Below are 18,712 nucleotides of genomic sequence, written 5' to 3' on the forward strand. Positions count from 1 at the left end.
CGAAAGTTTCGGGTCTCGGCGCGAGCGCTGATCCGCGGGGGCCGCCGCGCTTACGCTCGGCGCGTTCATGCCGCCCCTCGACGAGGAGTGACACACGTGCAGAGCCGCAGGAACGTGCTGAAGGGAGCGGCCGGGACGGCCGCCGGAATCGGACTCGGGACCGTGGGCGCCACCGCGACGGCAGGACCGGCCCGGGCCGTCGGCGCGGCCCCGTTCGTGAACCCCCTGGTGCGGCAGCGCGCCGACCCGCACATCGTGCGGCACACCGACGGCACGTACTACTTCACGGCGACCGTGCCCGAGTACGACCGGATCGTGCTGCGCCGCGCCCGTACGCTCGCCGGGCTCGCCACCGCCGAGGAGAAGGTGCTGTGGCGGGCGCACGAGAGCGGGGAGATGGCGGCGCACATCTGGGCGCCGGAGATCCATTTCGTGGACGGCGCCTGGTACATCCACTTCGCCGCGGGCAGCTCCCAGGACGTCTGGGCGATCCGCCCGTACGTGCTGGAGAACACCCACGCCGACCCCTTCCGGGGTACGTGGACGGAGAAGGGCCGGATCCTCACCCGGTGGGAGAGCTTCTCGCTGGACGCGACCACCTTCACGCACCGCGGCACCCGCTATCTCGCCTGGGCCCAGCACGACCCGTCCCAGGACAACAACACGGACCTGTACCTCTCCGCGATGCGGAACGCCTGGACGCTGACCGGTCCCCAGGTGCGGCTCTCGCGGCCGGAACTCCCCTGGGAGACCGTCGGCTTCGCCGTCAACGAGGGCCCCGCGTTCCTCCGGCGCGGCGGGCGGGTCTTTCTCACCTACTCCGCGAGCGCCACCGACGCCAACTACTGCATGGGCCTGCTCAGCGCGCCCGAGGACGCCGATCTGCTCGACCCGGCGTCCTGGACGAAGAGCCCGCGCCCGGTGTTCGCGAGCAACGACGGGACGAGCCAGTACGGGCCCGGGCACAACTCGTTCACCGTCGCCGAGGACGGGAAGACGGACGTGCTGGTCTACCACGCGCGGCAGTACAAGGAGATCGAGGGCGACCCGCTGGACGACCCCAACCGCCACACCCGCGTGCAGCCCTTCGGCTGGGCGCCCGACGGCACCCCCGACTTCGGGATCCCGGTCGCCGACACCCCCACGTGACACCACCCTCCACCAGCCCCCCTCGCGGAAAGCGGACACCCCCCCACATGAGCAGCCACCGCCGCCACTCCCCCGTCAGCCGCCGTCTCCTCCGGGCCGCCGGACTCGGCGCGGGCGCCCTGGCCGTCCCCGCGCTCGCCTACGCGGGGACGCAGGAGGAGCCACGCAGCCCCGAGGGAGGAAGCGGGCGGCCTTCACACATCCCGGGATGCTGCACGGCGCGGACGACTTCGCGCGGATGGCCGGGAAGGTCGCCGCGAAGGACGCCCCCTGGTTCCAGGGCTGGGAGAGGCTCACCGCCAACTCCCACGCCCGCGCCGGGTGGACGCCCCGTCCGCTGGAGACCGTCGTACGGGGCGGCGACGGGCAGAACTATCCGCAGCTCTACAACGACGTCCACGCCGCCTACCAGAACGCGCTGCGCTGGAAGGCGGGCGGCGGCACCGAGCACGCCGACACCGCGCGCGACATCCTCAACGCCTGGTCGGGCACGCTCAAGACGACCACCGGCGACGCCGACCGCTTCCTGGCGGCGGGGATCTACGGCTACCAGTTCGCCAACGCCGCCGAGATCATGCGCGGCTACGACGGCTTCGACGAACTCGGCTTCGGCACCCTGGCTTACGTCTTGGAGCCGTAGGTGTCTTGTCCGGCGGATCATGGTTGCCCGCGCTCCCTGAGGCCTCAGGGGCGCGGGGAACCGCGCGAGCAACCGCCCTCAACCCGCAGCCTGCGATGGACAGGTGGGGCAGCCCCTGCCCAGCAGTACGGGAAAGGGCGACCATGATCCGCCGGAAACGCCCCGGGAAGCTGCGGGAAGCGCCCGGCGGCCCTACTGTTCCCAGCACGGGAAGAGGAGAGAGGAGGGCGAGGATGACAGGTGCCCAGCACACCGAGCACGGCACCGCGGGGCCGACCCTCGCCGTGGTGGCGCGCGCGGCCTCCGTGTCCGTGGCGACGGCGTCCAAGGTCGTCAACGGCCGCGCGGACGTCGCGCCCGACACCCGGCGCCGGGTCACCGAGGCGCTGGACGCGCTGGGCTATGTGCGGCGCCCGCGCCGTACGCCGCGGCACGCGCCGCCCCTGGTCGACCTGATGGTCCGCTCGCTCGACACCTCCGGGTCGGGCGCGGTGCTGCGGGGCGTGGAGGAGGAGGCCCACCGGGCCGGCCTGGAGGTCGCGGTCTCGGCGTCGCTGACCCGGGCCCGGGGCGGCAGGCCGGAGCGGAGCTGGCTGGACCGGCTGGCGCTGCGCGGCACCACGGGCGTGCTGTTCGACCACGCCGACCTGACGCCCACCCATCACGCCCGGCTGGCCCAGCTCCGTGTCCCCTACGCGATGATCGACCCGGTGGGCGAACCGCCGCCCGGCGTGCCCGCCGTGGGGGCGGGCGACGCGCAGGGCGCTCGCGCGGCGGTCCGGCATCTGCTGGGCCTCGGGCACACGAGGGTCGCGGTGATCGGCGGCCACCGGGGCAGGCGGTCGAGCGCGGCGCGCGTCGCGGGCTACCGCGCGGCGCTCGCGGCGGCGGGGCTGCGGGTGCGTCCCGAGTACGTCCGGTACGCCGACGCCGAGGCGGGGCTGGCCCGGCGGCGCACCCGGGAGCTGTTCGCGCTGGACCGGCCGCCGACGGCGGTCCTCGCCTGCTCGGACCCGATGGCGCTGGGCGTCTGCCGGGCGCTGGCCGAACTGGGGCTGCGGGTGCCGGAGGACGTGAGCGTCGTCGGCTTCGACGACCTGCCGGAGGCCCGCTGGGTGACGCCCGCGCTCACGACCGTACGGCAGCCGCTGAGCGAGATGGCGGCCACGGCGCTGCGGCAGTTGCTGCGCGTCCGGGACGGCGGGCCGCCGCCCGCAGCTCCGGCCGAGCTGCCGACGCGGCTCGTGGAACGGTGCAGCACGGCGCCGCCGGGCGGCGTTTTTTCATGACCGGGATCTCGAACAACGATCGCCCTACCGAACGCTCTCGACCGCCTCCGCGCCGCCGAGGGCCTCGTTGCGCGCCCGGATCGCCTCCCACGAGTCGGGTACGACGATGCCCGCGCCCTCGTCGACGCTGGCCTGCGCGAACTCGACGTACGGGCGCTGGCGCGCGGCGTACTCCTCGAACGCGGCGGTGTGGTCCCCCGGGTGGCGGTCGAGCGCCTCGGCGAGGAAGGCCGCGCCGGTGAGCGCGAGGGAGGTGCCGCGCCCGGAGAGCGGACTCGCGCAGTACGCGGCGTCGCCGACGAGGGCGACCCGGCCCCGGTGCCAGGCGGGCAGGTGGATCTGGCTGATCGCGTCGAAGTAGAAGGCGGGGTCGCGGCGCACGGCGCCGAGCAGGCGGGGGATCTCCCACTCGGTGTGCCCGGCGAACGCCTCGGCGACGATCCGCCTCTGGGCCGCGAGGTCGTGGTGGTCGTGGTCGATCGGCCCGGCGCGGAAGGCCAGCAGGGCGAGCGTCTCGCCCTTGAACCGCATGAACCCGGCCATGTGACCGGGGTAGTTGCAGAACTCGCTGGGCGTGTCCCCGGCGCCCCCGGTGTTCCCGGCGGCGTCGTCCGTGACGTGGGCGATGCCGAGGTGGACACCGAGATGCCGGACGCAGTCGGCCTCGGGGCCGAACACGAGGCGGCGCACGGCCGAGTGCAGGCCGTCGGCGCCGAGGACGAGGTCGAAGCTCTCGCGGTGGCCGGAGAGGAAGCCGACGTCGACCCGGCCGCCGTCCTCGTTCTCGTCCAGGGCGACGACGGAGTCCCCGAAGCGGATCGGCACCCCGGGCGGCAGCGCGTCGACGAGGATCCGGGCGAGGTCGTCCCGGGTGATCTCGATGTCGTCGTCGGAGTCGCCGACCTGCTCCACGGGCAGGGGCGCGACGGTCGCGCCGTGGGCGTCGACGAAGACACCGCGCTCACTGGCGTCGACGCGGTGCTCGCGCACCCGGGGCAGCAGCCCGAGCCGCGCGACGACGCCGAGGGCGTCGCCGCGGATGTCGATCGGGGTGCCGCCGGTGCGGAACTCCGCGGCCCGCTCGATCAGCGAGACCTCGTGCCCCCGGGCGGTCAGTTCGACGGCGAGGGCGAGCCCGGCGACGCCGGTGCCCGGAACAAGGATGCGCATACTGCCTCCCGACAGGGGCGGAGCGGCCCTGGACGGCCACCCCTTAACGCAACGAATAGTTGCTTCAACGTACAGCGACCACCGCACTTAAAGCAACCGCCTGTAGCATCAGACGCGGAACACGACGGAAAGGGTGAGGGGACCCATGACGGACGACCAGGCCGGTCCACCGGAAGCGGCACCGCGGAGGCGGCCGGGCGGGCGCACGGCGCGCGTACGGGAGAAGACGCTCAGGGCGACGCTCGAACTCGTCGCCCGGCACGGCGTCGACGGCTTCCGCTACGAGCAGGTCGCTGAGCTGGCCGGGGTGCACAAGACGAGCGTCTACCGCAACTGGCCCGACCGCGACCGACTGGTGAGCGAGGCGCTGCTCCAGGTCGGCGAGCGCGAGGCGCCCGTCGAGGACACCGGCGACCTCCGCCGCGACCTGGCCCAGCTCCTGGTGGCCCACTCCGCGAGCCTGCTGACGCCGACCGGCGTCGCGCTCCAGCACGCGCTCCAGCCCGGCGCCGTCAACGAGGCGGTCAAGGGCGTCCTGGACGCGTACTACACCGAGCGTGTCACGGCCGTACAGGAGCGCGTCGAGAAGGCCAGCGGCGAGGACCGGCTGCCCGGCGTCGACGCCGCCTTCCTGCTCCAACTGATCTCGGGGCCGGTGCACTTCCACCGCTTCCGCACCGGGAGCCCGCTGCCCCGCGCGGAAGCGGAGCGCATCGTGGACGTGGTGCTCGCGGGCCTGCGGGCGACGGCGGAGGCGGACGACCAGCCATAACCGCGTGATATGGGCAAATTGCTATTACCCGGAACCGGCCGCTTCCGGAATCCTGATTCCTGGTACTTCCCTGGACGCCACGCGCGAGAGCCCGCTCGCGGGCTGTCGCGCGCCTTCGGAAACGAGGAATCTTGCGAATCACCAGGATACTCCCCGCACTTCTCGCGGCCCTGCTCGCCGCACTCACCCTCGGCACCAGCGCCGGCGCCAGCGCCGCCGACCGCTCCTCCGACGCCCCCAGGGGCACGAACCCGATCATCGGCGGCGGGTACGCGCAGAGCGGTCCCTGGGCCGCGCGGCTCTTCTCGGGGGGCAGACAGACGTGCAGCGCGACGATCATCGCCCCCACCTGGATCCTCACCGCCAAGCACTGCGTCAGCGGCGGCCAGTTGTCGTTCCGCGTCGGCAGCCTCGACCAGACCTCCGGCGGCACCATGGCCAACGGCGTGCAGACCTACACGCACTCCTCCGACCTGGCGCTCGTCCGGCTCGACCGCTCCGTGCAGACGACCTACGCCACCCTCGGCCAGCCCGGCTCGGTGCAGGTCGGCCAGTCCGTGCAGGTCTACGGCTGGGGCGCGACGGCCCGGTGCAGCCCCGAGATCAACTGCCAGTCCCGGCTGCTGAAGTACGCCAACGTCACCGTGACCGGCGGCTGTTCCGACGCCTACGGCGGCAACGCGATATGCGCCCGGCGCGGCGACGGCATCACCGCGGGCGGCGACTCCGGCGGCCCGATGATGGCGAACGGCGTGCAGGTCGGCGTCGCCTCCACCAGCGACCGGCAGACCACCACGGCGTACACGAACGTGACGCGTTACCGCTCCTGGATCCAGTCGATCGCGGGCGTCTGACCGGCCCCGCGGGCGCCGGAGCCTGAACGGCGCTCCGCGCGGGTCGCGCTCCGCCACCGCTGCCTGGCCGGTCAGCGGTGGCGGGGCGGGCCCTGCACCGGCCCCTGCACCGGCACCTGCGCGGAAACGGGCGGAACCGAGGGGGCGGGAGTGGCGCGATGAAGCTCTTGCGCGGGAATGCGGCGTGTAGTCGGGTGCTGCCATGGCGAAGAGGAGCGTTGCCGCGTTGACCGCCGCCCTGGTGGCGGGTTCCCTGCTGACGAGTGCCCCGCATCCGCGCGCGGAGGCCGCCGAGCCCGGCGGAGGAGGCGCGCGGGCCGCGCTGGGGGTCGATCTCGACACCGTGACCATCCCCGAACTGCAGGCCCGGATGGCGAAGGGCAGGCTGACCCCGTCGGCGCTGACCCACGCGTATCTGCGGCGGATCAAGGACGTCGACCCGAAGATCAAGGCCGTGCTGCGGACCAACCCCCAGGCCCTGCGCCAGGCGGCGGAGAGCGACGCGCGGCACCGGAGGGGCGAGATCCGCGGGCCGCTCGACGGGATACCCGTGCTGCTCAAGGACAATGTCGACACCCGCGGCATGCCGACGACCGCCGGATCGCTCGCGCTCGCCGGGAGCCCGCCGGACGCGGACGCGAAGCTGGTGACCCGGCTCAAGGACGCGGGCGCGGTGATCCTCGGCAAGACGAACCTCTCCGAGTGGGCCAACTTCCGCGCGGCGAAGCCGACCTCGGGCTGGTCGGCCGTGGGCGGGCAGACCCGCAATCCGTACGTGCTGGACCGCAACCCCTGCGGCTCCTCCTCCGGTTCGGCCGCCGCGCTCGCCGCGTCGCTCTCGCAGGTGGCGATCGGCACCGAGACGGACGGCTCGATCGTCTGCCCGGCGGGGATGAACGGGGTCGTCGGCCACAAGCCCAGCCTCGGGCTGGTCAGCCAGTCGGGCGTGGTGCCGATCTCGGCCGAGCAGGACACCGCCGGGCCCATGGCGCGGAACGTGACCGACACCGCGCTCACCCTCTCGGTGCTCAGCGGGAGCGACGAGGTGGCCGCGAGCCGCACGCCGCGCCCCGGCAGTCTGCGCGGCAAGCGGATCGGCCTGTGGCGGCTGCCCTCGCTCGGCGAGAAGGTGGACGCCGTGATGACCCGTACGGCGAAGAAGCTGCGGAGCGCGGGGGCCGAGGTCGTCGAGGTGAGCCCGCCGTACCAGAAGCGGCTTGCGGAGCTGGAGTTCCCGGCGCTGCTCAGCGAGTTCCACCGCGACATCGACTCCTACCTCGCCACCCGGAAGGGCCCGCGCGACCTCGCCGAGCTGATCGCGTTCAACCGCGCCCACCCGGAGGAGCGGACGTGCTTCGCCGGTCAGGAGCTGTTCGAGCAGGCCCTCGAAGCGCCGCCGACCACCGACCCGGACTACCGGGCCATGCGGGCCGAGCTGAAGGACCTCTCCAGCCGCTCGATCGACGAGACGATGGCCGAGCACCGGCTCGACGCCATCGCCTCGCCCACGAACCCGCCCGCCTGGACGACCGACTGCGCCCGGGGCGACAACGACGTGATCCCGTCATCCACGCCCGCCGCCGTCTCCGGATACCCGTCGCTGTCGGTGCCCGCCGGCTCCGTGGGCGAGCTGCCCGTCGGCCTGCTCCTGATGGCCGGTGACCGCCAGGACGCCCGGCTGCTGTCGCTGGGCGCTGCGGTCGAGCGCCGCCTCGACGCGTGGCGGGCCCCGCGCTATCTGCCCTCCGTCGGCCCCGACGCCGGATAACGGCCGGGACGGCGGCACCCCCGCTTCGCGAACGCCGGTCCCCGGGGGATTCGGCACGCGAAGCGGGGTCACCCGGAGAGTGCTGTAGCGCTGAAGGGTGCTTTGTCGTGATGTATGTCGCCGTCCTCCTGCTTCCCGCCCTCTGGGTCATGCTGTTCGCCCTGGCCCGCCTCGAAGAGCGCCTGTTCGACACCGAACAGACGACGGAACCGACGGGGACGGCGCAGCCGTCGTCGCCCCGTCACGCCCGGCGCGAGCGTCATCTGCGCCTGGTCCCGGGAGGACGTGAGCGGGCGACGGGACGCGCGGCGGCCCGCCGGAGCCACGACGCGGCCTGACACACCTGACACAGGAGAGCCCCTCCCCCGCCGGCGGCGAACCGCGGGCGGCGGAGGGGCGACAGGGGCGAGGGCCGTCAGCCGGTCTGCGTACGGCGGTCGGCCGATCTTCGTACGCGGCCAACCGGCCGGTCCCGTACGGCAGTCAGCCGACCGATCCCGTACGGCAGTCAGCCGACCGATCCCGTACGGCGGTCAGCCGTTCCCCGTACGGCACCGCCGTACGAGCACGACGCCCGCCACCAGGACCACGGCCCCGGACCCCAGCGCGGCGGTACGGTTCCGCCGGGCGAGCCGGGCGCACCGGCCCGCCGTCCTCACCACCGGGTCGGGCGCCTTGTCCTGCACGTCGCGCACCGTCCCATGGACCTTCTCCTGGACCACGTGACCCGTCCTGGCCGCCTTGTCACGGGCCTGGTGGGCGGCGCCCGCCGCCCTGCCCCGCATCTCCCCGGCCTTCTCCTTGGCGCGGGCCGTGACATCGGTCCTGGCGGCCAGCTCCTGCACGGTGTTCCCCAGCTCCTCCCGGGTGCGCTCGGCGCTGCGGCGCAGGCCCGCCTCGGTCGCGGGGCTCTCGTCGGGCGTGCTGCTCTCGGTCATCGGTGGGCCCTCTCCTTCAGTTCGGACACATCCGTCTTGACGTTCTCGACGGCTTGTTCGGGGGTGGGCGGCGCGGCCTCGCGGACCTCCTTCCTGCCGACGGCCGCCATCACGGCGGCGACGGCGAGCAGCACTCCGGTGACGATCAGCCCCGCCGCCCACACGGACAGCGCGAGGGCGAGGCCCGCGATCGCGGAGGCCACCAGCGCCTGGAGCGCGAGGAAACCGGCGACCCCGGCGGCGCCGAACAGGCCGCCGCCCCGGCCGTACCGCCTGCCCTTGTGGGCCATCTCGGCCCGGGCCAGCCGCATCTCGGCCCGCACCAGCTCGCCGAGCTGCTCCGAGGCGCGCCGTACCAGCTCGCCCACCGACGCGTCCTGAGGCGGCCGGGCCTGTCGTACGGAGTCGTCCATCGTCGTTCGCTCCCCTCGCTCTCTCGTTCCTCAGGTCATGCGGCGCTTGTCGTGCTCGTCCCACGCGCGCGTGTCGCGCGGCTCCGCGTACGGCTCCTTGCCGGGCGGGTGACCGCCCGCGACGGCGCGCTGCCGGGCCGTCTCCGCGTCGAACTCCAGGCCGAGGAGGACCGCGAGATTGCTGATCCACAGCCAGATCAGGAAGACGATGACCCCGGCGAAGGTGCCGTAGACCTTGTTGTACGAGCCGAAGTTGGCCACGTAGAACGCGAATCCGGCGGAGGCGAGCAGCCAGGCCCCCAGGGCGAGGGCGCTGCCGGGGGTGAGCCAGCGCAGGCCGCGCACCTTGGCGTTGGGGGCCGCCCAGTACAGCAGCGCGAGCACGACGGTCACCAGGACGACGAGGACCGGCCACTTGGCGACCGACCACACGGTCAGCGCCGTGTCGCCGATGCCCAGCGCCTTCCCGGCCTCGCGCGCCAGGCCGCCGGTGAACACGACGATGAGCGCGCTCATCACGGTGAGGACCATGAGGGCGACGGTCACGGCGAGCCGTACCGGCAGCACCTTCCACAGGGGGCGGCCCTCGGGCATGTCGTACACGGCGTTGGCCGTGCGCATGAACGCGCCGACGTAGCCGGAGGCCGACCAGACCGCCAGCCCCAGGCCGACGAGGACCATGACCGAGCCGAGCCCGCCGTGGTCGCGGAGCTGCTCGACCCCGCTGGTGAGGACGTCGCGCGCCGGGCCGGGCGCCAGCTTCTCGATGTTGGCGAGGAGTTCGTCGCCCGCCTTCTTGCCCGCGACCCCGAGCAGGGAGACCAGCACGAGCAGCGCGGGGAAGAGCGACAGCACTGCGTAGTAGGTGAGGGCCGCCGCGCGGTCGGTCAGTTCGTCGTCCCTGAACTCCTTCAGGGTGCCCTTGAGCACCGCCCACCACGAGCGCACCGGGAGGTCGGCCGGGGTGTCGGGCGCCTTCCGCTCGACCTCGGCCGACGGCCCCGCTTTCGTCTTGTGAGCCATGCCCCCCGGGTGTCCCGGGCGGGCCGGCTCACACACGGTCACCGCAGCGCGCCGACGAGGAGCGGCAGCGAACGGCGGAACTCCCGCCTCCAGTACGGCGGTGAGTGCGTCCCCGTCGTGAAGTGCGTGGTGACGGGGGCGCCGAGGGAACGGAGCCGGGCGGCGACGGCGCGCGACTCCCGGAGCATCAGCGTCTCGGTCGGGGAGATCGCGTCCTCGGGGAACGGCTCCTCGGGGTCCTCCAGCCCCGGGATCTCCGGGTCCGGTTCGGTGCCGGGCGGGTCGAGCGGCCCCTTGGTGCCGTCGCCGCTGGAGAGGTGGACGGGCATGTTCCGCAGCCGGTGGGCCAGGTGGTACGGGTCGTGGGCGCGCCACACCTCGCGCTGGGCCACCGGATCGCCCCACAGGGCACGCCAGTCCAGGCCGAGGTACGTCATCCCGGCGCGTACGGCGTGCGGGTGCCGGGAGGGGTGGACGAAGCCGCTGTAGGAGGCGACGGCGTCGAAGAGCCCGGGGTGGCGCGCGGCGTACGACAGCGCCCCGAACCCGCCCTGGGACTCCCCCGCCGCGGCGCGCCGGGTGCCCGCGCCGTACCGCCGCTCCAGCAGCGGCCGTACCTCCTCCAGGTGGAAGGTCTCCACGGCGGGCGGGCCGCCCCTGCCCCCGTTGTGCCAGTCGCTGTAGAAGCCGAAGAGCGGCATCTCGGGCATCACGACGAGGACGTTCCGCAGGGCGGGGATCCGGTCGAGCCCCGTCCCGTACCCCTCGGTCCAGGCGCGGAAGTCGCCGTCGCCGCCGACGAGGAGGTAGAGGACGGGCCAGCGGTCGCCGGGCCGCCGCTCCTCCCAGCCCTCGGGGGTGAGCAGCCGGACCTTCGCCTCGCGGCCCAGCGCGGGCGAGTCGAGGGTGAGGTCCGTCTGCCGGGGCCCGGTGCGTTCCTCGGCGACGACGCGCGCCCCCTCGGACGGCGGCCCGGCGGCGTCCGTACGCGCCTCCGGAAGCGCCAGGGCGAGGGAGAGCGCGAGGACGAGCGTGATCCAGGCCCGGAGCCCGCGACGGGCCGGGGGCCTCATGCGTCCCGTCCACGCGCCGCGAGCCCGGCGAGGTGGTCCCGGGCCGAGCGCCCGCCGTGCACGCCCGTGGCGTCGAGCAGTGAGCCGACGGTGCGCAGCGGCGCGCGCGGCGCGGCGTACGGGCGTCCGGCGACGCTGACACGGCCGGGCCCGAGGAAGCCCGTCACGCGGCCGGGCCGCACGGTGAAGGTCAGGTCGTCGACGGCGGCCCTGCCGCCGTACGGTTTGGTGAGTGCGGTTGCTCCGATCATGCGGCGGACGCTAGGGACGGCGGCGCGTACCGGAATCCGCCGCAGGGAGACGGGGAGCACTCCCCCGGGCGTAGCGCCGCGCGGCACCTCAGCGTTCCCCGGCCCGTACGAGCCCCGTCTCGTACGCCCACACCACCAGTTGGGCCCGGTCGCGCACGCCGAGCTTGATCATGGCGCGGCTGACGTGCGTCTTCGCGGTGAGGGGACTCATGGCCAGGGCCCGTCCGATCTCCTCGTTGCTCAGGCCGCGTCCGACCAGGGCCATCACCTCGCGCTCGCGCTCCGTGAGGTGCGCCAGGCGCGCGGCGCCCTCGGTCTCGGGCGCCTTGAGCCGCGCGAACTCCTCGACCACGGACCGGGTGACGGCGGGCGCGAGCAGGCTCTGCCCGGCGGCGACGGAACGGACGGCGGTGCGCAGCCCGTCGGGGTCGATGTCCTTGAGCAGGAAGCCCGCCGCGCCGTGCCGCAGCGCCTCGAAGACGTACGCGTCGACCTGGTAGGTGGTGAGCATGACCACGCGCACCGCGTCCAGCGTGCGGTCCGCGGCGATCCTGCGGGTGGCCTCGATGCCGTCCGTGCCGGGCATCCGGACGTCCATCAGCACCACGTCGGGCCGGGTCGTGCGCACCGCCTCGACGGCCCGCTCCCCGTCGGCGGCCTCGGCGACCACGACGAGGTCGTCGGTGAGGTCGAACAGGGCGCGGAATCCCGCCCGTACGACGGTCTGGTCGTCCGCGAGCACCAGGCGTACGGTCACGCGCGCCGCCCTTCGCCGACGAGGCCGTGGTCCGTGGCGCGCACGGGCAGCCGGGCGCTGACCCGGAAGCCGCCGCCGGGTGCCGGGCCGTGCGCGACGGAGCCCCCTGCCGCCGCCGCGCGTTCCCGGATGCCGACGAGCCCGAAGCCGCCCGGGAGGGCCGGGCCGGCGGGCGGCCCGTCGCCGTCGTCGACGACCTCCACGGTGAGCGCGTCGCCGCTGCGGGCCGTGGAGACCTCGGCGTGCCGCGCGCCGGAGTGCCGTACGACGTTGGTCAGCGCCTCCTGCACGATGCGGTAGGCGGTCAGCCCGGTGACGGGCGAGAGCCCCTCCTCGGGGCCCTCGCGGGTGAGGGTGACCGCGATGCCGCTGCCCGTGAACCGGCCGACCAGCGCGGGCAGTTCACCGAGCCCGGGAGCCGCGCCCCTCGGCTCGCCCTCGCTGCCGTCGCCGCCCTCGCCGTAGCTGCCGCTGCCGCTGCCGCGCAGCACGGTGACCGTGGAGCGCAGCTCCCGTACGGCCTCCTTGCCCGATTCCCGGACCTGGCGCATCGCCCGCCGCGAGACCTCCGGTTTGACGTCGAGCGCGTCGAGCGCGACCCCGGCCTGCACGGTCATCGCGGCCACCGTGTGCGCGACGATGTCGTGCAGCTCGCGGGCGATGCGGACGCGCTCCGCGTGCACCCGGCGCTCCGCCTCCCGCTCCCGCTCCTCCTCGGCGCGCGCGGCCCGCGCCGCGTACTCGTGGAGGAGGAGGCGCCGCGTGCGGACCACCGTGCCCAGCAGCAGTGGGACCAGGGGCCAGAGCATCTCCAGGACGGGCAGTCCCTGCGGGTTCGCCACGTCCTGCCCGACGGCGAACGCGACGGCGCCGGAGCCGAGCGAGGCGGCGAGCCCCGTCACGAGCGTCCGCCACCGGCTGCCGCCGACGGCGACCGTGTAGAGGGCGACGATGAAGGGGAGGTTCAGCAGCTCCCCGATGTGCCCGTACAGCGCCCATCCGGCGCAGGCGGCTCCCGTCACGGCGGCCGCCGCCACCGGCCACGCGCGGCGTGCCGCGAGCGCGAGCAGCGAGACGGCCAGCAGCAGCCAGGTGAACCGGTCGGCCTGCCGGTACCCGGGGTCGTTGACCGCCGCGTCCGACGCGGTGAGCACGCCGACCACGGCCACCACCAGCAGGTCCACCACCCGTGGCGGCAGCCCGCGCACGCGTTCGCGCGGCCCGCCGAGCAGGTTCTCGAAGGTCGTCACGCCCTCACGATAGGAGCGGGGGCGGGGCAGGCGCGTACGCCGACGGGAGTAGCGGAGTGCCGGGACCGGCGCCCGCTACTCCTGTTCGGCCAGCACGACGACGTGGTCCTCCCCGCCGAGGCGCAGGGGTTCGGTCCGGGGCGGGTTCAGGCGGACGCCGTAGGAGGGCGGGGTGTCACGGTCGCGGCCCAGCCGGTAGCCGATCGCGGTCTCGCCGCGCCGGCGTGCCGCCTCGACGACGGTCGCGAAATCGGCCTCGGCGCCCGGCATGACGTACCGCGCGGCGGGCTTGAGGTAGATCTCGGAGCCCGCGGGGTCGAAGAGGTCGAGCATCACATCGTGCAGGTGCCGGTTCTCGGTGAGCTGGGTCAGCATCAGGCTGATGAGCTTGGAGCTGACGATGAAGTCGTCGGCCTTGGTGACCTGGGCGACCTCGCGGTTGCTGTCGTCGTTCATCTCCGTGACGATCGAGTACGGGTCGCCGAGCTTCTCCTCGATGTCGCGCAGGTGCAGCAGCGTCACCAGGGTGCGGTTGTCGGCCTGTTCGGGGTCGGTGGTCTCGTCGGAGAGGACCAGGATGTGCTGGTACGCGCCGGGGTCGAGGGCCTCCAGGGACCGCCTGCTCGTCGGCTCGCAGTGCTTGTGGCCGACGACGAGGTGGGCGCGGTCGGCGCCGAGCACATCGTCGGGGCGGCGGGCGCAGGCGAGGTCGAGCACCGAGCCGGGCTCGGCGAAGCTGTCGAGCAGCTCGATGATCCGGGTGACGCGGGAGTTCCAGCCGATCAACAGGGTGCGGTCGGCGGTCCGGGGGTTTCCGGGCAGTGCGGCGAGCGCCGCGCCGTGGACGGCGGGGGCGGTGCGCGCGAGCTTGATCAGCAGATCGTCCTCGGCGAGGACGATGACGTCGTCGTCCGCGCCGATCTCCGTGTCCATCGGCGGGTTGACCAGAACGCGCCCGTCGGCGGTGTGGAGGCCCGCGGGGACGCCGAGTTCGTAGCGGTTCAGGATCTCGCCGTACGTCAGGCCGACGAGGGCCGGTTCGTGGCGGATGTACAGCTCGTTGCCGTAGAAGCTGAGCAGCTCGTTGCAGACGGTGGAGAGCCCGGCCTGGCGGTGGGACTGGACGATGAGGCGTACGGCGATGTCGTCGGCGTCGATGACCAGCCCGTAATCGCCCGCGGCGAGGCGGGCGGCGGCGAGGTTGTCCGAATCCTGCACCGCGGCCACCACGTGCGGGCGGTCCCCGTGCCAGGGACGGTTGTCGAGCACCAGCAGCGTCTTGATGACCATGGTGTCGGCGTCGGGCCCCGGCGGCGGCAGCACCATGATCGACTTGCTGGTGCCGGGGCTGACGAGTTCGAGGTCCGCGCGGTGGAGGGGGTTGCCGGAGCGGCAGATGACGCGGGTGCGGCCGGTGTCGGGGACACGGGCGCGGATCTGGTCCTCCATGTCCACCTTGTCGTGGTCGGCGAGGACGACGACGCAGGAGCGGCGCTCGCTCTGGTTGGCCTCGACCAGCTCCTCGACGACCGTGAAGACCTGCTCGGACCAGCCCAGGACGATGGTGTGGCCGTGCTCGATGAGCCGTGAGCGGCCCTTGCGGAGCTGCTCGATGCGGCGGTTCAGGCCCGTGGTCAGCACGCCGATGAGGGCGCTGACGATGAAGATGCCGCCCAGCGTGACGCAGAGCATCAGCCCCAGGAAGACCGGGCGTCCCGTGTCGCCGCCCATCGTCCCGGGGTCGAGGGTGCGCAGCAGACTCATCCAGGCCACGCCGGGCCAGCCGCCGTGCGCCTCGGTGTCCTCGTCCGTGAGCAGCACGACCAGGGTGGCCGCGAGCGTGATCAGCCCTACGGACGCGAGGCCCAGCCAGCCGATCAGTGCCGGGGTCCCCCGGTCCATCGTCCCGTCGAACCAGTACCGCAGCCGCTCCCGCACTCTCACCGCGCCCGCCCCATTCCGTCCCGCACACGTGCTGTTCCCCCACCTCGGCGGGCGGGTTCGATCTTCCCCTGGCTCCGGGGACGGGGGTCGTACTCCGGCCACTCGGCGCAATTACCGCCGCGAGGCTTTTCCTTTCCTTTCTCCTCGACAAAAGCAGGGCACGCCAACAAGAGGGAGACTGCGCGGCGCCGCGCGGATTACAGAAAATCGGGGAGGAACTTTCTGACCCCTGATCAGGTCGCCAACCAGGGGCGCAGCGCGTCGATTCGGCCCAGTTCAGGGCGAATTGAGGCCCGAATTCCTGTGGCGTACGCCACAATGCGCGTCTCAACTTGAGTTGCCGCCCGGTAATCCGCCAATGTTTCGCCCCACGTTCCGGAAAACAAACGGAACTTGATCCCCCACGCCCAAGGAGGACCCCTCCGCATGTCAAGTCATGCGTCCAGAAAGACGAGGCGTCACATAACCCTCGCCCTCGGCGCGGCCATCGCGGTCGCCGGGGGCGCGGGCGTGATCGCCACCACCGCGGGGGCCTCGGCCCCGGCGGAGGGCACCGTCATCGGTGCCGGGTCGGAGCACGCGGTCAAGGGCAGCTACATCGTCCAGCTCAAGGGCGGCGGCACCGTCAGCGCGCAGGGCCTCGGCAAGGACCTCGCCGACGAGTACGGCGGCAAGGTCAAGCGCACCTACAGCGCGGCGCTCAAGGGCTTCGCGACCTCCGGCCTCTCGGCCGAGGACGCGCGCAGGCTCGCGGCCGACGACAAGGTCGCCAAGGTCTTCCAGAACCAGCGGTTCACCATCAACGGCACCCAGCAGAACCCGCCGAACTGGGGCCTGGACCGCATCGACCAGAAGAAGACGCGGGGCGACGGCAGCTACACGTACCCGGCCGCCGCGGGCAAGGGCGTGACCGTGTACGTCCTCGACACCGGCGTGCGCGTGGGCCACAAGGACTTCGGCGGCCGCGCCTCGTACGGCTTCGACGCCGTCGACGGCGACAAGACCGCCGACGACCCGCAGGGCCACGGCACGCACGTGGCGGGCACCATCGCGGGCTCCCGCTACGGCGTGGCGAAGAAGGCCAAGGTCGTGGCCGTCCGCGTGCTGGACGAGAACGGCTCGGGCACGACCGACAAGGTCGTCGCGGGCATCGACTGGGTCACCAAGAACCACAAGGGCCCCTCGGTCGCCAACATGAGCCTGGGCGGCGGCGTCGACCAGGTCATGGACGCGGCCGTGAAGAAGTCCATCGCCTCCGGTGTGACGTACGCCGTCGCCGCGGGCAACGAGAGCAGCGACGCCTCGCAGTCCTCGCCGGCCCGGATACCCGAGGCCATCACCGTCGCCGCCAGCGACAAGACGGACAAGCAGGCCGAATTCTCCAACTTCGGCAAGAGCGTCGACCTCTACGCCCCGGGCGTGGACATCGTCTCCGCCAGCAACAAGAGCGACAGCGGCGACGCCACGATGTCCGGCACGTCGATGGCCGCGCCGCACGTGGCGGGCGCCGCCGCGCTCTACCTGGCCGGGCACACCGGCGCCACGCCGCAGCAGGTGGCCTCCGGCCTCACGAAGGCCGCGACCCCCGGCGTGATCAGCGACCCGAGCGCCGGTACGCCGAACAAGCTCCTCCGGGTCACGAAGTGACCCCCGGCCGTCCGGGCCCCGCGGGGTCCGGACGGCCGTACCGGGGGCCTCGGGGGAAAGGTCGCTAGGCTCTGGCTGGAAAAGTGTTATCCGGGAACGCCCGGTGAGTCTCCGGAACGGACGCGGGAGCGTTCGGGGGGGCGCACACCGCGAGGCGAAAGGGAGAAGGCACCCGGTGGAGAACGTGGACTGGGCTGACGTGGTCGCCGCGGCCCGGGACGGGGACCGCACGGCCAGGGAGAGGCTCGCGGCGGAGTACCTGCCGCTCGTCTACAACGTGGTCGGTCGCGCCCTCGACGGCCACGCCGACGTCGACGACGTCGTGCAGGAGACCATGCTCCGGGCCCTCGACGGCCTCGGCGACCTGCGCGACCTCACCCGCTTCCGCTCGTGGCTCATCGCCATCGCCATGAACCAGGTCCGCACCCGCTGGTCCGCGCGCCGCCAGCAGCCCGCGCCGCTCGCGGAGGTCGGCGAGCACACCGATCCGGCCACCGACTTCGCGGACCTGACGATCCTCCGCCTCCAGCTCTCCGGCCAGCGCCGCGAGGTCGCCGAGGCGACCCGGTGGCTGGACGACGACGACCGCGACGTGCTCTCCCTGTGGTGGCTGGAGTCCTCCGGGGAGCTGACCCGCGCCGAACTGGCCGAGGCCCTCGGCGTCCCGAACCAGCACGCCACGGTCCGCGTCCACCGCGTCAAGCAGCAGCTCGCCCTCTCGCGCGCGGTCGTACGGGCGCTGGCCGCCGAGCCCCGCTGCCCCGAGCTGGCCTCGCTCACCGACCGCTGGGACGGGGTGCCCTCCCCGCTGTGGCGCAAGCGGATCGCCCGCCATGTGCGCGGCTGCGGGCAGTGCGCGCCGCACACCCGGGACCACATGCCCGTCGAGGGGCTCCTCGCCGGGATCGGGCTGGTCGTCCCGCTCTACGAGGGGATCTCCCGGTTCGTCGCCGCGCAGGCGGCGACGGCGACGACGCAGACGGGGGCCCAGGCGACCGCCGCCTCCGTGGCGCAGACGGCCTCGCAGAGCGCGCCGCACGCCCTCTTCCACGGGAAGCAGGCCGCCGGGCTCATAGCCGCGGGGTCGGCCGCCGCCGTGACGCTCGCCGTGCTCGTCTGGCCGTCCCCGCCCCCGGACCGCGAGGAGGCGAAGCCGCCGCCCCGCCCGGTCAGCTCCTCCCCCGCGGCCCCCTCGCCCTCGCCGTCGCCCTCGCGTACGGAGCCGAAGCCGAGGAAGGAGACGGCGAAGGCCGCCGCGCCCGCGCCCCGCCCGAAGCCGACCACGTCCTCCCCGCGTCCCCCGCGCGCGAAGGCGCCCAGCAAGCAGACGCGGCTGGTCCGGGAGATCAACGTGCTGCGGGCGCGCCAGGGCTGCACCGGGCTGCGCACCGACCCGAGGCTGACCCGCGTCGCGCAGCGGCAGGCCGAGGACATGGCCGCGCGCAACCAGCTCGGCCACACCGACTCCTCCGGCCGGGACCTGGGCCAGCGCGTCAGCGCCGCCGGGTACGAGTGGTCGGCGGTCGGCGAGACCGTGGCGACCCAGCAGGGCAGCCCGAAGGCCGTCGCCGCCGAGTGGCAGCGCAGCACGATGCGCGACAACGAGATCTTCAACTGCGACTTCCAGCACGCGGGCGTCGGCCTCGCCGACTCGCCCCACGGACCGTACTGGACACAGGTGCTCGCGACGCCGCGCTGACGGCGCGCGGGCGCGGGGAGGGAAAGGGGCGGGCGGCGCCCGCGTCCCGGCCCCGGCGATGCGGACCCCCATGAC

At 73.7% G+C, this 18,712-nt stretch carries 17 protein-coding genes and 1 pseudogene; 9 read left to right on the forward strand and 9 right to left on the reverse strand.

The features are described from left to right. Window positions 1–96: 96 nt before the first annotated feature. The 3 genes from ABD343_RS10210 to ABD343_RS10220 all read left to right on the forward strand — a co-directional run bounded on the left by ABD343_RS10210 (window position 97) and on the right by ABD343_RS10220 (window position 3,078). The gene (locus ABD343_RS10210) at window positions 97–1,149 is read left to right on the forward strand and encodes a glycoside hydrolase family 43 protein (RefSeq protein WP_425578136.1); all 1,053 of its coding nucleotides are present in this window, start codon (window positions 97–99) and stop codon (window positions 1,147–1,149) included. 208 nt (window positions 1,150–1,357) lie between these two features. Then, the gene (locus tag ABD343_RS10215; protein WP_344526344.1) at window positions 1,358–1,789 is read left to right on the forward strand and encodes a hypothetical protein; all 432 of its coding nucleotides are present in this window, start codon (window positions 1,358–1,360) and stop codon (window positions 1,787–1,789) included. A 233-nt stretch (window positions 1,790–2,022) separates the two neighbouring features. Then, window positions 2,023–3,078, forward strand: a complete 1,056-nt coding sequence (locus tag ABD343_RS10220; RefSeq protein WP_344526346.1) for a LacI family DNA-binding transcriptional regulator — start codon at window positions 2,023–2,025, stop codon at window positions 3,076–3,078. A 24-nt stretch (window positions 3,079–3,102) separates the two neighbouring features. Here the strand turns inward: ABD343_RS10220 and ABD343_RS10225 are convergent, their stop codons facing one another. Beyond that, window positions 3,103–4,248, reverse strand: coding sequence for an FAD-dependent monooxygenase (locus ABD343_RS10225; RefSeq protein ID WP_344526348.1), 1,146 nt, complete (start codon window positions 4,246–4,248; stop codon window positions 3,103–3,105). A gap of 145 nt (window positions 4,249–4,393) precedes the next feature. On the opposite strand from ABD343_RS10225, the gene ABD343_RS10230 reads away from it, so the two are divergent. From ABD343_RS10230 to ABD343_RS10245, 4 genes are all read left to right on the forward strand, one after another. Continuing rightward, window positions 4,394–5,020 carry a TetR/AcrR family transcriptional regulator C-terminal ligand-binding domain-containing protein gene (locus ABD343_RS10230; RefSeq protein WP_344526350.1) on the forward strand — a complete coding sequence of 209 codons (627 nt, stop codon included), beginning with the start codon at window positions 4,394–4,396 and terminating at the stop codon, window positions 5,018–5,020. 131 nt (window positions 5,021–5,151) lie between these two features. Further along, complete coding sequence (locus ABD343_RS10235) at window positions 5,152–5,874, forward strand: S1 family peptidase (protein WP_344526352.1); 723 nt, start codon at window positions 5,152–5,154, stop codon at window positions 5,872–5,874. A gap of 202 nt (window positions 5,875–6,076) precedes the next feature. Further along, on the forward strand, window positions 6,077–7,642 hold the full coding sequence (locus ABD343_RS10240) for an amidase (RefSeq protein ID WP_344526354.1): 1,566 nt from the start codon (window positions 6,077–6,079) through the stop codon (window positions 7,640–7,642). Between the two features lie 110 nt (window positions 7,643–7,752). Beyond that, window positions 7,753–7,980, forward strand: a complete 228-nt coding sequence (locus tag ABD343_RS10245; RefSeq protein WP_344526441.1) for a hypothetical protein — start codon at window positions 7,753–7,755, stop codon at window positions 7,978–7,980. A gap of 195 nt (window positions 7,981–8,175) precedes the next feature. On the opposite strand, the gene ABD343_RS10250 is transcribed toward ABD343_RS10245, so the two are convergent. The 8 genes and pseudogenes from ABD343_RS10250 to ABD343_RS10285 form a co-directional block, all read right to left on the reverse strand. After that, a complete protein-coding gene (locus ABD343_RS10250; protein WP_344526356.1) occupies window positions 8,176–8,580 on the reverse strand; it encodes a DUF3618 domain-containing protein in 405 nt (134 codons plus the stop codon). Next, complete coding sequence (locus tag ABD343_RS10255; protein WP_344526358.1) at window positions 8,577–8,993, reverse strand: phage holin family protein; 417 nt, start codon at window positions 8,991–8,993, stop codon at window positions 8,577–8,579. The genes ABD343_RS10250 and ABD343_RS10255 overlap by 4 nt, the downstream gene beginning before the upstream one ends. A gap of 30 nt (window positions 8,994–9,023) precedes the next feature. Beyond that, a complete protein-coding gene (locus ABD343_RS10260; RefSeq protein WP_344526360.1) occupies window positions 9,024–10,016 on the reverse strand; it encodes a YihY/virulence factor BrkB family protein in 993 nt (330 codons plus the stop codon). A gap of 38 nt (window positions 10,017–10,054) precedes the next feature. Next, the gene (locus tag ABD343_RS10265) at window positions 10,055–11,089 is read right to left on the reverse strand and encodes an alpha/beta hydrolase (RefSeq protein WP_344526362.1); all 1,035 of its coding nucleotides are present in this window, start codon (window positions 11,087–11,089) and stop codon (window positions 10,055–10,057) included. 14 nt (window positions 11,090–11,103) lie between these two features. Then, window positions 11,104–11,340: pseudogene (locus ABD343_RS10270) on the reverse strand (ABC transporter ATP-binding protein); the annotation flags it as partial. 88 nt (window positions 11,341–11,428) lie between these two features. Next, window positions 11,429–12,097 carry a response regulator gene (locus tag ABD343_RS10275; protein ID WP_344526364.1) on the reverse strand — a complete coding sequence of 223 codons (669 nt, stop codon included), beginning with the start codon at window positions 12,095–12,097 and terminating at the stop codon, window positions 11,429–11,431. Beyond that, window positions 12,094–13,347 carry a sensor histidine kinase gene (locus ABD343_RS10280; protein WP_344526366.1) on the reverse strand — a complete coding sequence of 418 codons (1,254 nt, stop codon included), beginning with the start codon at window positions 13,345–13,347 and terminating at the stop codon, window positions 12,094–12,096. The genes ABD343_RS10275 and ABD343_RS10280 overlap by 4 nt, the downstream gene beginning before the upstream one ends. Before the next feature lie 75 nt (window positions 13,348–13,422). Next, the gene (locus ABD343_RS10285) at window positions 13,423–15,291 is read right to left on the reverse strand and encodes a CASTOR/POLLUX-related putative ion channel (protein WP_344526368.1); all 1,869 of its coding nucleotides are present in this window, start codon (window positions 15,289–15,291) and stop codon (window positions 13,423–13,425) included. 426 nt (window positions 15,292–15,717) lie between these two features. Here ABD343_RS10285 and ABD343_RS10290 point away from each other — a divergent pair, with 426 nt between their 5' ends. Both ABD343_RS10290 and ABD343_RS10295 read left to right on the forward strand, forming a co-directional pair. Next, window positions 15,718–16,938, forward strand: a complete 1,221-nt coding sequence (locus tag ABD343_RS10290; RefSeq protein WP_344526371.1) for a S8 family peptidase — start codon at window positions 15,718–15,720, stop codon at window positions 16,936–16,938. 175 nt (window positions 16,939–17,113) lie between these two features. Then, window positions 17,114–18,637 (forward strand): sigma-70 family RNA polymerase sigma factor, encoded by a 1,524-nt coding sequence (locus tag ABD343_RS10295; RefSeq protein WP_344526373.1) that lies wholly within the window; start codon window positions 17,114–17,116, stop codon window positions 18,635–18,637. Window positions 18,638–18,712: the final 75 nt, after the last annotated feature.

The organism is Streptomyces albiaxialis (assembly GCF_039530985.1).
GTDB lineage: Bacteria > Actinomycetota > Actinomycetes > Streptomycetales > Streptomycetaceae > Streptomyces > Streptomyces albiaxialis.

What these genes read in the sequence shown, in the direction of transcription:
- ABD343_RS10215 (WP_344526344.1), top strand. Translation starts at nt 1,358, where the DNA reads ATGCTGCACGGCGCGGACGACTTCGCGCGGATGGCCGGGAAGGTCGCC.
- ABD343_RS10220 (WP_344526346.1), top strand. Translation starts at nt 2,023, where the DNA reads ATGACAGGTGCCCAGCACACCGAGCACGGCACCGCGGGGCCGACCCTC.
- ABD343_RS10225 (WP_344526348.1), bottom strand. Translation starts at nt 4,248, where the DNA reads ATGCGCATCCTTGTTCCGGGCACCGGCGTCGCCGGGCTCGCCCTCGCC.
- ABD343_RS10230 (WP_344526350.1), top strand. Translation starts at nt 4,394, where the DNA reads ATGACGGACGACCAGGCCGGTCCACCGGAAGCGGCACCGCGGAGGCGG.
- ABD343_RS10240 (WP_344526354.1), top strand. Translation starts at nt 6,077, where the DNA reads ATGGCGAAGAGGAGCGTTGCCGCGTTGACCGCCGCCCTGGTGGCGGGT.
- ABD343_RS10245 (WP_344526441.1), top strand. Translation starts at nt 7,753, where the DNA reads ATGTATGTCGCCGTCCTCCTGCTTCCCGCCCTCTGGGTCATGCTGTTC.
- ABD343_RS10250 (WP_344526356.1), bottom strand. Translation starts at nt 8,580, where the DNA reads ATGACCGAGAGCAGCACGCCCGACGAGAGCCCCGCGACCGAGGCGGGC.
- ABD343_RS10255 (WP_344526358.1), bottom strand. Translation starts at nt 8,993, where the DNA reads ATGGACGACTCCGTACGACAGGCCCGGCCGCCTCAGGACGCGTCGGTG.
- ABD343_RS10260 (WP_344526360.1), bottom strand. Translation starts at nt 10,016, where the DNA reads ATGGCTCACAAGACGAAAGCGGGGCCGTCGGCCGAGGTCGAGCGGAAG.
- ABD343_RS10265 (WP_344526362.1), bottom strand. Translation starts at nt 11,089, where the DNA reads ATGAGGCCCCCGGCCCGTCGCGGGCTCCGGGCCTGGATCACGCTCGTC.
- ABD343_RS10290 (WP_344526371.1), top strand. Translation starts at nt 15,718, where the DNA reads ATGTCAAGTCATGCGTCCAGAAAGACGAGGCGTCACATAACCCTCGCC.